This is a genomic window from Mucilaginibacter pankratovii (assembly GCF_014773265.1).
GTDB lineage: Bacteria > Bacteroidota > Bacteroidia > Sphingobacteriales > Sphingobacteriaceae > Mucilaginibacter > Mucilaginibacter pankratovii.
Genome location: NZ_JACWMY010000004.1, coordinates 165,715 through 181,288 on the forward strand (window position 1 = coordinate 165,715; position 15,574 = coordinate 181,288).

Genomic DNA, 15,574 nt, shown 5'->3' on the forward strand with positions numbered 1-15,574 from the left:
GAGCTGGAATAGTAAGGATTATAAAGATTGGTTACCGGGCAACAGCAGCGATAACAAATTAGACCTGTCGGCAGCAGTAAGGAGATATGACTTTTTGAGCTGTGAATTGCTCTCGTCAATTTTGATATCGATAGCATCTTTATCCTGCGTTAGCGCTGTTATCAAGGCTATCAGGGAATTAAGGTCCGGGCACATGCCCACGCTTTTTGGCATATCATCCACGAGTTGTTTATCGCCATTAAGAAATATGGCCCTCAGCCCCAAATCGATGCTTTCGATGGCGGAATAGCCAACAAAAGCGCCTACGGTATAGTTTAAAAAATAGCCCTGCTTAATGTCTCCCGGCAGTTGGGCAAGCGGAATGGCTTTCATAGTAAAGCCAATGTGGCTTTCCACGTTTAATAAACTGGCCAAATGCACAATGTTTTGATAGATGCTCTGCTTGTGCACACCACCTATAAACAACACCTTAAAATCCGTAATTCCGTCTTTCTTAAGCATGTAGGCCACATACACCAGGTCGAGGAAAATGTTTTTATCGTCATCTATCCTGGCAACAAGGTTAATTTGTATCATGGCCGCCCAGGAAAAGTTTAAACACGGTTATTTTAGCTTTTAGCAGCTCCGGGCTGTATTGGCTTTGCATTTCGGTAACCTGGTATTTGTTTATGCAAACTATGGTGTCGTTTTCATCGCCTAAAAACTCCGCGGAATAGGGGAATTTACGGTCGACAAATTGAACGGCATTATTTACGTTCCAAAAAAAGCGTTGCTTATGATTGATGTGATGATACACTTTGTCGAGATTATATAAGCCCATCACATGGATGCTTTTATAAAGTTTAGCCGCGAAATATTTTAATTTGATGATCCATATGACCGACTCCAGCATTTTTAACGGCGACCTGAGATTTTTGATGAGGCTGATGCGCGTGCGCACCACCTTTACGTTCATTTGCTCGTAGATCGGATCGTAATGCTCCCTGTCATAATTGTCGAGCACCAATATCTCGGGCTCCAGGTTATTTGCCCTTGCAAAGCAAACCACTTCGTAAAGCAATTTTTCGGCGCCGCCGATGCGAAGCAAATTACTTACAATAAGTATCTTATTCATAAAAGGACCTCAGGGCATCGCAAACGTATCTCACATCCTCCCCGGCCAAACCCGGATTCATGGGTAAGCTTAAGCTTGTAGCAGCCAACTGCTCGGCAATAGGGAAATTGCCTTTTTTGTACCCCAGGTGGGCGTAAGCTTTTTGTAAGTGCGCCGGAATTGGGTAATGAATAGCAGTTGCAACGCCCTTGTTTTTGAGATATGCCTGCAATTCATCGCGCCGGTTGGTGCGTATCACATACAAATGATATACGTGTTCTGCACCTTCGGCCGTAACGGGTATTACCAGGTCATTTATGCCTGCAAGTAACTCATCATATAGTATAGCTACTTGTTTTCTTTCCGCGGTCCAGCTTGCAAGGTATTTCAACTTAACGGATAAAAATGCAGCTTGTATCTCGTCGAGACGGGAATTAAGGCCCACTATTTCGTGGTGGTACTTTTCCGCTGAACCGTAGTTACGCAGCAGGCGGGCTTTTGTGTCGAGTTCGGCGCTATTGGTTGTTAAAGCACCGCCATCGCCAAGGGCGCCGAAATTTTTTGTAGGGTAAAAGCTTGTAGCATTGATATCACCAAAACTGCCGGTAAGTGTACCCTGGTATGTTGCTCCATGTGCCTGGGCGTTATCTTCAATTACAAATAAACTGTGTTTGCGGGCCATCGCCATTATTTCATCCATCTCGCAAGCCTGGCCGTATAAATGCACGGGAATAATGGCTTTGGTTTTGCTGGTAATTGCGGCTTCTATTTTATCAGAATGTATATTATAGGTCACTTCATCCGGCTCTACCGGTACAACAGTCGCCCCGGCGTATGATACCGCCAGCCAGGTAGCAATAAACGTATTTGTGGGGACAATAACTTCGTCGCCCGGGCCAATATTAAGCGCTTTTAGCGCGATATGTAAGGCATCGAGCCCATTGGCCACGCCTATGCAGTGCTTTGTACCGTTAAAATTAGCATAATCGGTTTCAAACGTGCTGAGCTTATTGCCCAATATGTACCATTGCGATTGTAGGAAATCGTCGAACGTTTGTTTTATCTCTTCCTTTATCAGCTCCGTTGTGGCATCAAACGAAAAAAATGGTACGCTTTTATTTTGCTGCATTTAATTAAATGTAATTACTGTTGCGCCCCATGAGTAGCCAACGCCAAAACCGGCGAGCAGCCATTTAGTACCCGTTGCTGTCTCTTTTTCCCTTAAAGCTTCGGCCATGGCAATGGGTATGGTTGAGGATACCGTATTGGCAAACCGGCCCATATTGATGTAAAAATTTTCGGGGGCGATACCCAGTTTTTTGCGTAGGTGCGTAAGCATGTATTGGTTGGCCTGGTGAAAAATAAACTGGCTGATCTCTGTTTTCAGCACTTCATTTTTCAAAAGCGTTTCTTCTATAAGGGGGGGGATCTCTTCGGAAGTAAAAGAGAATATTTCCGGGCCGTTCATGTATAAATTTGAATCTGACGATTCGTTGCCGTATTCGTCGCTCACCAGGTTTGTTTTTTTTGCCGGATAACGTATACCGCCTTGTTTAACAATGAGATTTTCGGCACCGGCACCGTTTGTGCCCAGCACAAATTCGCCTATTTTGGCATAGCCGCTGGTACTTACCAGGGTAGCCGCAGCCCCGTCGCCAAAAATGGTACGGTTACCCTTGTCGTTTTTGTGTATGAATTTTGAATACGTTTCTGCTGTAAGCAACAAAATATTACCCGCAATACCTGCCGATATAAGCCCTTTGGCCAAAGCTAACCCGTATACGTAGCCAGAACAACCGAGATTAAAATCGATCGCGCCGGCCTTAACCGGTATTTTCAGCTTGTCCTGTATGATACAGGCGGTTGTGGGCAAAAAGTAGTCGGGGCTTTGCGTGCAGTAGAGTATAAAATCTATTTCGGATGGTTTGATGTCATGATCGGTAAACAGCGAGTTTGCCGCCGCTATGGCCATATCAGATGCAAACTCGTCATCGGCAGCAATATGCCGGGTATCTATGCCTACCTTAGCGGCTATTTTTTCTATGCCCCATTCGGGGAACAAAGCAGCTAACTCCTCATTATTTAATTGCTTTTGAGGCAGGTAATACGAAACCGCTTTGATAAAGGCTTGCATTATTGAACAGAAAAGCCTCCATCTAATACTAATGAGATACCCGTTACCCATTTGCTTGCATCAGATAAAAGGTAAACTACCGCATTAGCCACATCGCTTGTTTCGCCGTAGCCCAGCGGGTAACGTTTTGCATCCTCTTCAATTTGTTCGGCGCTAAAGGTTGTTGAGTTTTCCCACATCTCGGTTTTCACCATTCCCGGAGCAACGTTGTTAACCCGTATTTTTTGTGGTGCAAGTTCCAGCGTTAATACTTTTTGTATTGCGTTTATAGCTCCCTTCGACGCGCTGTACATAGCGTTACCTTTTGCGCCGACAAAATTACCACCTATTGATGAAATGAAAACAATGGAGCAGCCACTGTTTAGTTTTTTTGATTTAATAAGTTTACTAAGCAGTAATACCGGCGAAGTAAAATTGGTTTGCATAATGGCATTAAGCTCGCCCTCATTAATGAATTTAAACGGCAGCGTTTTTATAATGCCCGAAGAAAGCACAACACCATCGAGTTTTGATACAGAGGTAACCAGGGCCTCGGTTTCTGCATCGATATTGAGATCGGCAATGTGGGTAGTATGCCCGGGGCCGGTGAGTGAATTATAGGTTTCGTTTAGCCGTTGCTCGTTCCGGGCCGTGATATGTAACTGCGCATCCATTGCGGCAGCTGTTATAGCTATGGCTTTGCCAATGCCGGATGATGCACCCGTTACCAATATGTTTTTCCCTTTGAGCGAAAATGGATTATTCATAAATTACAAGGTCGGGAATTATTAGATCTTTGGTGGTACAGGCCATGCTGCCCCATGATAATCCAACACCAAAACCACAGGCTATTACCTGGTTGCTGCCACTTTTTAAAGCTTCGGCTGTTTCTGTTATCATTGTAAGCGGGATGCTTGAACTGCTTGTGTTACCAAAGTTTTTTAAAGAATATGGCACCTTGTTTTCCGGCAACTGCAGTTTTTTTCTTATCCGTTCATTCATCATCAGGTTTGCCTGGTGAAAAAAGAAATAGTCCACTTTCTCTTTATCAATATCAAATTTTGCGAGGAGCTGGTTTACGCTTTCGGGCGCCTTTGATATACCGAAAGAGAATACATCCATGCCATCAAGGGATAACTGCAATTTATTACGGGCTATACCTTCCTCTATTTGCACTTGTTCTAAAGAAGCCGTGCCGAACCGGCTGCGATACCCACCATCAGGGATTATAATAGACTGGTAACCGCTTCCGTCGCTTGATAATACAAATTTAAATCCTTCATCGCCCTCGCAATATTCTAATGCCGTTGCTGTGCCCGAATCGCCAAAAAGCGGGTAGGTGCTTTTATCATCTTTTGAACATGATATTGATAAAGTATCGCCTACTAACAGCAATGCCTTTTTTATCATGCCGTTTTGCATATAACTTGCCAATGTGCTTAAGCCATAGATGTAGCCCGAGCAACCTAAAGATATATCCAGTGTAAAGCAATTGTGCGAAAGCCCTAACCTATCCTGCAAAATAGGAGAGGTGGCGGGCAACAAATAATCGGCCGATTGGGTAACAAACACCAGGCCTTCAATTTCGGCTTTGTCCCAGTTTAGTTCGGCAATCAATTTTTCAGCGGCGGCGAAACAAAGGTCGGATGTGCAGGTGGCCGGAGTTGCGATATGCCTGCGCTCTATCCCAGTTGTTTTAATAAGCTTCTCCATATCAGCCGTGGCAATATTTGTTAAAGCAGTATTTTCTTCAACAGTTGCAGGTACGCATGCCGAAAGCCCTTTTATACTTACATTTTTAATATGTAAAAAAGCCATAGTTAACCGTTTACCTTCAACGATACAATATCATAGATATCCTGTATCGTGGTAGATTTTCTAACATCGTCGCCTGTTAACCTAACAGAATAGCTCTCATCAACCATTGCTATTACAGATAATGCCGTCATCGAACTCCACTCGTCGTTCTCCTTGAATTTTGTTTCGGCAGTGAAATTTTCTGTTGAGATATCATCGTACTGATCAGCAAACTCTCTTACAAATTTTTCGATATTCATATCAGTATATATCTGGTTGTATAATACTTGTTAAAAAACTACTTTTTTTTTCGTAGGCTGCCCTGTCCATTGCAAAATAAACGTTGAGCTCATCTTCATTAATAACTTTGGCAAACATTTTATGGTAACGCAATACCTTTTTGTTGTTTTTTCTGACATCAAAAAACCAATCGCCAAGCTTAAGAACCTCTTTGGCTAAAAAACCTACAAACAAATCGGATTTTAAACCTACAAACTCATCGCATCCCGGTTTAATGAGCCAACTGCCGCTGGTGAAACTTTCGGCAGTTATATCATAAAGCCTAAAAACGCCAAGCGGCTGTTGGTTATCATCTTCAAATAATACGTAATATTCTTTTCGCTCATTTTCGCGCTGCTTATATGCTTTTATCCATTCTGTTTGCTTTTGCAGATCATCATCCGTTGCCGACAAATATCGTGCGCGTTCTTTATTGGTGCGTAACGATAAGATGAATTGCGCATCGCTTTCCTCAACCAGCCTAAAAGTTAAACCATATTTATGAAATGGGAATTGCATTTAACGCGATTTAAAGCTTTTAAAGCCGTCGTAATCTCTTAAATAATCCTGCTCGTTATAAAGTTCGGAGGCCAGTACCAGGCAAATAGCACCCGATGAAAAATTAGATATATCGCGCCAGATGCCCGGCTTTATATGCAGCCCTACGTACGGGCGGTTTAGCTGGATGGTTTTTTTATTTATTCCATCGTCTAAATGTACGTCAAAACTACCGCTGGCGGCAACAATAAGCTGTTCTAATTGCCTGTGGCCATGCGCCGCCCTCGATTCTCCGCCCGGGATATCATATAAATAATAGATCCGTTTTACTGCGAAAGGGATGTGTACGTTATTTTCTACCGGTGTAATGTTACCCGCCCGGTTGTGGATACGGGGTAGCTGCATTATATTACAATCAAAAACGGTGGTTTTGCTACCCTGCATTTCGTTTTTGTACAAATTCATCAAAATTACGAATGTAGGCCTCCTCCGAGTATTTCTTATCTGCCAGGATCAACGCAAGAGAATTGGTGGAAAAATTCTCCAGTTCGCGCCACATCATTTTAGGTATGTACAAACCGTAATATGACCTGTTGAGGTGAAACCGCAGTTCTTTTGTGCCATCGTGCAATACCACATCAAAGCTACCGCTTAATGCCACAATAAACTCCTGCAGATCGCTGTAAGCATGGCCGCCCCTGCGTTCGCCGCCGGGTACATCATATATCCAATAAGTGCGTTCGATCTTAAACGGGATATGGTTACTTTCTTCTATAAACGAGAGGTTCCCCCGGTCGTCTAATATCTTCGGCAGCTGTATTATTTCGGGGTTTAACATATGATAGCCTGCTCAAAATTAACCTTGTATTGTATATTAGGCAGTATTACGCCCGGTGTTAGCGCGCTGTTACTGCCCGAGCTTTCATTTAAAACTTCAAACTGTATAAAATCGTTTGCCGAGAATAACTCATAACGTTGGTTCTCACCAAAAATGATCTTGAACGCGTACCGGCCCGCATTTAACAAATTGGCGGGCAGTATACCCCTAACCGTATATATGCCCTGCCTGGCATCATTCTCCGTACTTATCAGTACTCCCTGGTGAAAAACGATAATTTCATCATCGTTTTTTAATTCAAAGGTAGCATCTAAATTTATACCGGCTTTATGGTTGTAAAACAACAGTGTAAAATAAGCCCCGGTTGATATGGAAATAACGTCGCCGGTTATTGGCTCAACTTTAAAGCTTTTTATACGGATAGCGTCGTTGCCTGGGGCGGTATCCTGCTTGCCTTTATGATCAAAGTGGGAGGGGAGATCGTTATTTAGCTGGTAAAAGCTAACAGCCTCGAGCTGTTTGCCCGCAAATGTTAACTGGCCATTGGTTAGCACTATCCCCTGCGTGCAAAGCGATTTTATAGCCGCCATATTGTGGCTCACAAATAAAACTGTACGGCCTTCGCCTTTGCTCACCTCGCCAATTTTACCCAGGCACTTCTTTTGAAATTCGGCATCGCCTACGGCAAGCACTTCATCAATAATCAGGATCTCTGATTCGAGGTGGGCCGCTACTGCAAATGCCAGCCTTACATACATGCCCGATGAGTAGCGCTTCACCGGCGTGTTGATATATCTTTCTACGCCGGAGAACTCAACAATTTCGTCAAATTTCTTTTTGATCTCGGCCTTTCGCATGCCCAATATGGCCCCGTTAAGGTATATGTTTTCGGTACCGGTGAGTTCCGGATGAAAACCGGTACCTACTTCTAACAGGCTTGCAACACGCCCCTTCATTTTTACAGTACCGGTAGTAGGCGCGGTGGTTCTGCTTAATATTTTAAGCAACGTGCTTTTGCCGGCGCCGTTGCGGCCAATAATACCCACAGCGCTGCCTTGTTCAATCTCAAAGTTGATGTCTTTTAAACTCCAAACTACATTACTTGTGCCGGTGGTTGTGCGGTCGTTTATTTCACCAATTTTTAAAAACGGGTCTTCTTTACCTCTTATGCGTGCCCAGTAACGTTCTATATCGCGCGATATGGTGCCTGTGCCGAAAGACCCCAGCTGATAAGCCTTTGATAAATTTTGAACCTGGATTACTTTAGGCATCGCTAAAAGGTACGGTTAGATTTAATGTGGCGGGCATTTAATTATCCAGCAGTTGTTGCAGGTTATTGATATAACTTTCTTCGCTAAAATATTGCAGGCAATTTTTTTGCAGGTAGCGGCGCTGCTCTACCGTTAACGGATGTGTTAAATATTCAGCTACCTGGCGCTCAAGTTCCTTGTTGTCATCCGGGTCGATAGCTTTCCCCAATTCTCCGTTGCGTATTGCATCTACACTGCCATCGGCATTGCCGCATAATACAGGCAGGCCGCAAGCTAACGCCTCTATAAAAACAATTCCAAAACCTTCTTTTTTACTTGGCAGTACAAACAGATCTGCCAGCAAAAAATGATCTACCAATTCTGTCTCATCAATAAAGCCGGTAAGAAGCACGTTATCGCTAACCTCATATTTCCTGATGAGTTCCTTAACGCGCAGCCCCTCCTGCTTATCATACTTACCTGATAGAATGTACCTAATACCCGGAAACTGATGTTTTAACCCGCCTACGGCGGTTATCACGTTTTCGTACCCTTTATACTTTTCTGTCGAAGCCAAACGCGTCAGCGTGAAGATAACCGGGTTTGCTTCCGTTAAACCGTACCTGTTTAACAGGTTATTTGGCTTTGCAAATGTGCTTGGGTGCTTTATAAACGGATCGATAACGTTGTTTAATATTACACATTTATCCGCATTTGCGTTGTGGAGCACAACCAACTTGTCTTTTGTGAATTGGCTTACGCAAATTATTCTATCGCAATATTTTAAAAGCAGCTTTTTTTGAAAGTTTAGCGGGCGCCAAACCTCTATGCCGTGTGCTATAAGCCAAACATTGCATTTGGGCTTTAATAATTTTGCCAGCAGGCCTATAACCGCGAAGTTAATATGGCTTAAAATCAGCGTATCGTTATTGTTTGTGTAAAAGAGGGTACGCCAAATAAAGCTGGCTTTATTTTTATTAAAGCCTTTAAAATTTTGCGCTGGCAAGTACTGCGGAAGCAGATCATCATCTGAATCATATAACGATAACAGTTTTAATGCCCAGTTATTTTTTTGGCAGATGTGTTGTAACGAATGCGCCAGCGTACGGGCCATTTTTTGTATGCCACCCGTTGCGCTAAAAGTTTGCAGTGTTAAAAGAATCACCTTTTTAGACATGCTTTTGTATTTGATAGAGTGCGTATGCTTTAGACCAATGCAATTGATCCTCTTTAAATTTGTGAATGGTTTTTTTTGCAAACGAACCATGGTAAAAGCTTTCGTCGGCAATGCTTTTATTGTTTTTCATCCATTGCTGTAGCGGGAAAGTAAAACCCATTTTTGGCCGGTCCCAAACCGCATTAGGCAGCACGTTCTTAAAGCTATCTATTAACAGCTGTTTTGGCCTGCCATTGTTGAAACGCAAAGCCGGATCTACCCCTTGTGTAAATGCCACAAAGTCTTCATCTAAAAAGGGCACTCTTACCTCCAGCCCGTGGCTCATGCCCATTACATCGGTATCCCGTAAAAGCTGGTTTTGCATATACAGGTTAGTTTCAAACCATGATGCGTGCAGCCCGTCGTAAGCACCCAATTGTGGTATTGTGGTATCGCCAAAGAGGATATCGTTTAATTGCCGTTCGCTTATATCAACAATTTTAGCAATATCAGCCGGGGAAAATAACCCCCGAAGAAACAAATAATCTGCTACCGGGTGCTTGTAAGCCAGGTAGGCTATTCGTTTGTAGTTGTTTAATGCCAGTAAGCTGGCTTTAGATAATAGCGCTTTAGGGACCTTTCTGAGGTATTTAATAATATTAATTCTGCTGAAGGAAGGATAACCGCCGTAAAGCTCGTCGGCACCGATGCCGGATAATACCGCTTTCAACCCGTCATCGTGTGCATATTTACTGATAAACCAGGAGTTTATTCCATCGGTAGTTGGCATATCCATGGCGCTCATAATATGAGGCAGGTGATCCTCAAAATCTTCTTCTTTAACCAGGTGCCTGAAATTTTCACCGGTTATGCTGCCCAACACGGCGTTTTGATAGATACGTTCATCGTATACTTTTTCATCAAAGTATATCGAAATGGTTTTAAGTTCCTGCTCTTTATTTGCGTTGGCCAGCAACGATATAATGGAGGAATCGATTCCTCCGCTTAAAAACACGCCAATAGGGGCATCTGATACCAATTGCCGTTTAACAGCGTTTTGCAAACTATCTTTTATACCGGCCCGGGCAATAGCTATATCGCTTATAATATCGTTCGGGCCCGATTCGGTATATTTGGTTATTGTATAGCTTTTGTTTTTTTGCCAGCGCAGGTAATGGCCTTTTGGCAGGCTAAGCACATTTTTTAGGGTGGTGTACGGTTCGGGGATATGCCCGTAGGCTAAAAGCCATACCGGCCAGCGCTCATCTGCATCGTTTGCTATGCCTGCCGCTTTAAATGCTTTTATTTCTGATGCAAAAACCAGCTGATCGTTTACCGTTGAATAATAAAGCGGCTTTATACCTCCCGAATCGCGTACCAGGTAAACTTCTGCTTTAAACGCATCGTAAAGTGCAAAGGCAAACATCCCCCTAAGTTTGGTAAACGATGCGGTGCCCCAATACAAATAGGCCTGTAAAATTACCTCGGTATCAGTTTCTGAGGTAAAGGTTACCCCTAATTTTTGCAGGCAGTATTTTAACTCCCGGTAATTGTATATTTCTCCGTTAAAAGTTATCCAGGCCTTTTGCCCGGCGGCTGTCATTGGCTGATGCCCGTTTTTGCTCAGATCGATTATAGCCAGCCGGCGGTGGCCAAAGCCAAGTCCTTCGGCGGTATCTTCAAAAAAACCGGCATCATCTGGCCCGCCATGCTCCATAGAATTACACATGGTAGTTACAAGCCGCTTTACTTGTTCGCTACCTAATGTATCTGAAACTATCCCTGCTATTCTGCACATATTAAGCCATTGGGCACAGCTTCGCCCGGTAAGTCACGCTGTTTGTTTGTAACTTATTGATAATCAAGAAGAATTATAATTCAATAAAATAATATTTTTACCGAATTAAGTTGGCAATTGCCTCAAAGCCTGTTAATAAACGATGCTGCCACATTTACGATAATGGAACAGCCAAGGCTTTCTAACCGCAATAATAATTGTTTTTGCGAACGGTATGCTATCATTTCGCCGGTTAAGCCTTTTAATGGCCCGGCCTTTATTTTTATTTTTTCTCCTGGTTGTAGGTTTTCCTCTGTTACTTCAAGCTCCAGGGAACTTGCCATTAGTAATTGCAGGTCTTCTATCTGTTTATCGGGCATCGAGGCTATCCTGCCCGAAAAATATATAAAGCGCGCTATGCCTTTGGTCATCAGCACTTCGGCCTGGTTGTGCTCTGCCATGCGCACAAAAAGGTACGATTTAATAAGTGGCTCTTCCACCCATTTTTTCCTATCGCTCCATTGTTTTAATCGTTTTTGAAGGGGCAAATATGCCTCAACTCCTTTCTTAATAAGAGTGTCATAAGCTTTTTTTTCTGCACGCGGATGAGTGTATACCGGGTACCATCGTAGCTTCCCTGTATCTTTATCTAAAACCATTCCTGTCAAAAAAACTATAACTTAAACCAACGTTTTAAATTCCACCACTTTTTCTTTTCGTCGTCTACATAATAGCCCGATGCTTCGTATCCGCCGCTGTAATCAGAATAGTAATAGTATCTTGTGCTATAATCACCTGTAAATTTGGTGGTGTAATACCTTGAATGTAACAAGTCTTCGGCAAAAGCATTTAATACGATCACCGTATTGTCCAGGTGGTATTCCTGTGCTATGCGTTGTGGGATAGTGGCCGAATAGTATTTTGATTTGCCGGACCGGATAACAAATATATTGATATCGCTCATCCGTATTAACGGAATTGCATCTGATACCAATCCTATTGGCGCCGTATCTATCATGATCACATCGTATTTTAGGCTGAGGTCGCGGATGAGCTCTTTCATCCTGTCGGTATGCAACAATTCCGAAGGGTTTGGCGGCACCGGGCCCGATACGATAAAATCGAGATTCTCCTGCTGGGAATGCAGAATGATATCGCTAAGAGAGGTTTGATGAGAAAGATAATTGCTGAGGCCGTTATCGTTAGGTACTTTAAAAGTTTTATGAAGTTTAGAGCGGCGAAGGTCGCCTGCAATTAAAATTACCTTTTTATCAATTAATGATAGCGTACTGGACAGGTTTACCGCCACAAAAGATTTGCCCTCGCCAGCTACCTCAGATGTGATACAAATTACCTTGCTCGCTTTTTCTGACGCTATAAAATTTAAGTTGGTACGCACCGACCGCACAGATTCGGCAAAAATGGACTTTGGCTTGCTTATAGCCAGTACCTGGGTGTTGTCCTCATCAATATCTTCCGGAAATTTCCTGATAACGCCTATAATGGGTATTGTGGTTAGGCTTTCAATGGTTTCCTTATCGTAAATAAAGGGGTTTAGGATCCTGATCAGGATGATGAGCCCAAGGCCTACAACGAGTCCAAATATTATTGCCGACCGGCGATTGTCGTGTTCGTTTGGCGAAACAGGCGAGTAATTTGGCTGTGCCTGCTCAAGGATAGTTGCACCCGGCAAAATTCCCGATCGCGTTATCTGTGCCTCTAATTTTTTTTCTGATAAAAACGAATACACCTTTTCGTTTATTTCAAAATCGCGCCTCAGGCTTATCATATCCCGTTCTGCACCCGGTAAAACCGCTATCTGCTGGTTTACCTGGGAAAGCTGTGCCGAAAGGAAATCGTAATTACGTTTAATGTTTATGTAGGCCGAATTTAAAATACTTAAAGCTGTGTTTTTTATTTGTAAAATGGACTTGTTAATATCCTGTATGGGCTGCGAACTGTAATTGTAGGTTTTTAAGAGTTCTGCACGTTGTGTTAGGTAACCATCTAATTTAGCTATCAGCGGTGCCAAACCGGGGTCTATCTGGCTGCCTCCCGCATCGAAATTGAGATTTACATTGTTTTTCTCTTTGCTTATTTTTTGTTTAACATCATCTATTGCCAAAAGTTGAAGTTTCAGAATAGATTGCTGCGACTCTATATCTTTTGCTTTACCTAATGCGGCATCGGCAGCAGTGCTAACTTCCATCAACCTGTTTTTTTCCCTGAAACTTTTTATAGATTTTTCTGACCCCTTTACTTCGTTGGAGAGGTATTTCAGCTGATCATCAATAAAGTTGATCATTTGGCTGGCCGATTGCGTTTTACGGTTACGATCGTAAATTAAATACTCTTTCATCACTGCATTAAGTACATCCGCGGCAAACTGCGGGTTGGCATCGGTCATTTGCAGTGCCAGTATATTGGAGTTTTTAACGGTTTCGCTTGCCCGCAAGCCTCCGCGTACCCTGCCTACAAAATCTTCGGGAATATTAAATTTAAACAGAAAAACAGCTTTTTCATTGATATCGCCGGGGTACCTGATGATGATAGTTGTTGGCCCTAAGTTAACCGGGTTGTTATACAAATAATTCTTTGATACATCTTTACCGTTAATTTTATAGGTGAGGTTATAAGTAGAGTTGTTTACCGGCCTGAATGATACAATGTCCCGGTAAAAATTCAGGCTGTCAAACTGCAATTTTTCAATACTAAGGGGCTTTTGCGGGTATAATTCACTTGTGCGTACCCTGCCTTCTACATAAAAACTAATGGGGTAGTTGAGGTCTTTTATGGCGCTTAATATAACCGGCTGGCTTTGTATAACCGATGTTTCGCTTTGTATCCTCGACGGGCCACGTTCAGAACTGTTGAGGATATTAGAAAGATCGGCAATTTCCGATTTCTTTTCCTCCAGCTTCATGTAGCCTCCGGTAGCGTAAATTTTTGGGGTGTACCATAAATAAATGTTAGACCAAATTAAAAATACAGCCAAAGAACCCGCCACCCAGTACCACCGGCTTATCAGTATTTTGCCGATCTTAAAATAATCAATTTCCTGGTTAGGTAATTTTTGCTGTATATTTTCGGTTTCTTCCATTTATAACCGCCTAAGCGTAAAGATAATTAAAACAGTACTAAGCAATAGTGTTACAGGTTGGATGATAGTTGATAAGGTTAGGAATTTATCGTTCCGCACCGCGCGTTTATTTTGTGAAACATAAATAACGTCTCCGTTTTGCAAAAACGTTCTTGGGTCTGATATCGAATGTACGTCTCCAAGGTCTATTTCTGTTGTTGTTTTAATTTGCCCTTCGCCGCGGATTATTTTGATATTCTTTTCGTTTGCGTTGGCTGTTAGCCCGCCGGCTTGCCCGATAAGTTCTACCAGCGTAGTATTGTCTTTCAGTAACGGGAAATTACCCTGCGCTGCCACTTCCCCAAATAAGCTAACTTTTAAATTAACGATCTTTAGCTCAATAATAGGGTCTTTCAGTAATTCTTTGCGGTAAAGTCCTTCTATTTTTTTTGTTGCCTCTACACGGGTTAATCCGCTGATGGCAACATGCCCCAAAGCCGGGAGTGCTACTGTACCATCTTCATCAACTTCAAAAATTTGCCCCTGGGAACTTGCCCCACCACCACTTAAACCCGAACCCGCAGACGGTACTTCATCAACAATGTATTTGATGTTTTGCAGGTTTCTTATCTGTAACTGGTCTCGTGGTTGTATGCGGTAATCGTTTTTTACAATAAGGCTTTGTAAGCGCAAACTGTCATTCACGGTGCCAGACGTGCTTTTATTTTGAAAAAGCACGTGGTTTTGCTTGTATGAGCATGAACTTATAAAAATGGCCGTTGAAACTATACAAATGAAGTATAAAACACGCATAAATTTAGCTGCCGATATGGTTAATAATTAGGCTGCGATTTCAAAAATACATAATTTGCGTTTAAATAACTGTATTTTTCCAAAGTGCATGAATTAAAAATATCCATAATTACGGTTTGTTATAATGCCGAAAGTACCATCGAAAGATGCATACAGTCGGTTATTAACCAATACTACAGTAATATAGAATACATTATTGTAGACGGTGCCTCCTCGGATGCTACATTTAATATTATTAACAGGTATAAAGGGCACATTCAGCTGATGGTTTCTGAACCGGACGGGGGGATATACGATGCCATGAATAAAGGTATTGCCATGGCCACAGGGCAAGTGGTTGGTATGTTAAATGCCGATGACGTTTTTGCCGATAATGGTGCGGTGGGGGCTATTGCTGCGGCATTTGAAAAGAAAGATAACGATATATTATATGCTGATCTTAATTATTTGAAACAAAACGGGAGTATTTTTCGTAAATGGAGATCGGGGTATTACAAAGAAGGGATATTTAATAAAGGCTGGATGCCACCGCACCCAACTTTTTATTGTAAACGGAGCTTATACGAGCTGTTTGGTAATTACAGCCCCGATTTTGGAACCGCAGCTGATTATGAATTGATGCTAAGGTTTATTCATGTAAAAAAAGCATCAGTTTTTTACCTCGAAAGGGTAGTTGTTAACATGAATACAGGCGGTGTTAGTAACAATAGCTATTTGGGGCGTATTAAAGTATTATTTTTGGATTTGAAAGCGATGTATAAGCATGGCCTAAAATTTCCCCCTATAGCCTTGTTGTACAAGCGTTTAAGTAAGATAAAGCAATTTTTTTAATTATAAAAAAATATTTTATATTTGCATAGTTGCAGAGATATAGTGTCCCC

The 15,574-nt window shown here is 42.4% G+C and carries 17 protein-coding genes; 1 reads left to right on the top strand and 16 read right to left on the bottom strand.

The window, feature by feature from the left end; all coding sequences use genetic code 11:
- Window positions 1–18: 18 nt before the first annotated feature.
- The 16 genes from IDJ77_RS09195 to IDJ77_RS09270 all read right to left on the bottom strand — a co-directional run bounded on the left by IDJ77_RS09195 (window position 19) and on the right by IDJ77_RS09270 (window position 14,618).
- The gene (locus IDJ77_RS09195) at window positions 19–576 is read right to left on the bottom strand and encodes a hypothetical protein (RefSeq protein WP_191188649.1); all 558 of its coding nucleotides are present in this window, start codon (window positions 574–576) and stop codon (window positions 19–21) included.
- Window positions 563–1,114 (bottom strand): glycosyltransferase family protein, encoded by a 552-nt coding sequence (locus IDJ77_RS09200; RefSeq protein WP_191188650.1) that lies wholly within the window; start codon window positions 1,112–1,114, stop codon window positions 563–565. Before IDJ77_RS09200 ends, IDJ77_RS09195 begins: the two co-directional genes overlap by 14 nt.
- The gene (locus tag IDJ77_RS09205; protein WP_191188651.1) at window positions 1,107–2,222 is read right to left on the bottom strand and encodes a DegT/DnrJ/EryC1/StrS family aminotransferase; all 1,116 of its coding nucleotides are present in this window, start codon (window positions 2,220–2,222) and stop codon (window positions 1,107–1,109) included. Before IDJ77_RS09205 ends, IDJ77_RS09200 begins: the two co-directional genes overlap by 8 nt.
- Window positions 2,223–3,227: a ketoacyl-ACP synthase III gene (locus IDJ77_RS09210; RefSeq protein WP_191188652.1), complete on the bottom strand. Its 1,005-nt coding sequence runs from the start codon at window positions 3,225–3,227 to the stop codon at window positions 2,223–2,225.
- Window positions 3,227–3,973 carry an SDR family NAD(P)-dependent oxidoreductase gene (locus IDJ77_RS09215; protein WP_191188653.1) on the bottom strand — a complete coding sequence of 249 codons (747 nt, stop codon included), beginning with the start codon at window positions 3,971–3,973 and terminating at the stop codon, window positions 3,227–3,229. The genes IDJ77_RS09210 and IDJ77_RS09215 overlap by 1 nt, the downstream gene beginning before the upstream one ends.
- A complete protein-coding gene (locus IDJ77_RS09220; protein WP_191188654.1) occupies window positions 3,966–5,024 on the bottom strand; it encodes a ketoacyl-ACP synthase III in 1,059 nt (352 codons plus the stop codon). Before IDJ77_RS09220 ends, IDJ77_RS09215 begins: the two co-directional genes overlap by 8 nt.
- A 2-nt stretch (window positions 5,025–5,026) precedes the next feature.
- Window positions 5,027–5,263, bottom strand: a complete 237-nt coding sequence (locus IDJ77_RS09225; protein WP_191188655.1) for an acyl carrier protein — start codon at window positions 5,261–5,263, stop codon at window positions 5,027–5,029.
- Window position 5,264: 1 nt separating this feature from the next.
- Window positions 5,265–5,801 carry a GNAT family N-acetyltransferase gene (locus IDJ77_RS09230; protein ID WP_191188656.1) on the bottom strand — a complete coding sequence of 179 codons (537 nt, stop codon included), beginning with the start codon at window positions 5,799–5,801 and terminating at the stop codon, window positions 5,265–5,267.
- A complete protein-coding gene (locus tag IDJ77_RS09235; protein WP_224751028.1) occupies window positions 5,802–6,245 on the bottom strand; it encodes a sugar 3,4-ketoisomerase in 444 nt (147 codons plus the stop codon).
- Window positions 6,214–6,618, bottom strand: coding sequence for a sugar 3,4-ketoisomerase (locus IDJ77_RS09240; protein WP_191188657.1), 405 nt, complete (start codon window positions 6,616–6,618; stop codon window positions 6,214–6,216). Before IDJ77_RS09240 ends, IDJ77_RS09235 begins: the two co-directional genes overlap by 32 nt.
- The gene (locus tag IDJ77_RS09245; RefSeq protein ID WP_191188658.1) at window positions 6,612–7,889 is read right to left on the bottom strand and encodes an ABC transporter ATP-binding protein; all 1,278 of its coding nucleotides are present in this window, start codon (window positions 7,887–7,889) and stop codon (window positions 6,612–6,614) included. Before IDJ77_RS09245 ends, IDJ77_RS09240 begins: the two co-directional genes overlap by 7 nt.
- A 37-nt stretch (window positions 7,890–7,926) precedes the next feature.
- Window positions 7,927–9,045 carry a glycosyltransferase family 4 protein gene (locus tag IDJ77_RS09250; protein WP_191188659.1) on the bottom strand — a complete coding sequence of 373 codons (1,119 nt, stop codon included), beginning with the start codon at window positions 9,043–9,045 and terminating at the stop codon, window positions 7,927–7,929.
- Complete coding sequence (gene asnB / locus IDJ77_RS09255; protein ID WP_191188660.1) at window positions 9,038–10,822, bottom strand: asparagine synthase (glutamine-hydrolyzing); 1,785 nt, start codon at window positions 10,820–10,822, stop codon at window positions 9,038–9,040. Before asnB ends, IDJ77_RS09250 begins: the two co-directional genes overlap by 8 nt.
- A gap of 122 nt (window positions 10,823–10,944) precedes the next feature.
- A complete protein-coding gene (locus IDJ77_RS09260; protein ID WP_191188661.1) occupies window positions 10,945–11,460 on the bottom strand; it encodes a UpxY family transcription antiterminator in 516 nt (171 codons plus the stop codon).
- 14 nt (window positions 11,461–11,474) lie between these two features.
- A complete protein-coding gene (locus IDJ77_RS09265) occupies window positions 11,475–13,901 on the bottom strand; it encodes a polysaccharide biosynthesis tyrosine autokinase (protein WP_191188662.1) in 2,427 nt (808 codons plus the stop codon).
- On the bottom strand, window positions 13,902–14,618 hold the full coding sequence (locus IDJ77_RS09270; protein ID WP_191188663.1) for a polysaccharide biosynthesis/export family protein: 717 nt from the start codon (window positions 14,616–14,618) through the stop codon (window positions 13,902–13,904).
- 159 nt (window positions 14,619–14,777) lie between these two features.
- On the opposite strand from IDJ77_RS09270, the gene IDJ77_RS09275 reads away from it, so the two are divergent.
- Window positions 14,778–15,524: a glycosyltransferase family 2 protein gene (locus tag IDJ77_RS09275; RefSeq protein ID WP_191188664.1), complete on the top strand. Its 747-nt coding sequence runs from the start codon at window positions 14,778–14,780 to the stop codon at window positions 15,522–15,524.
- Window positions 15,525–15,574 lie beyond the last annotated feature (50 nt).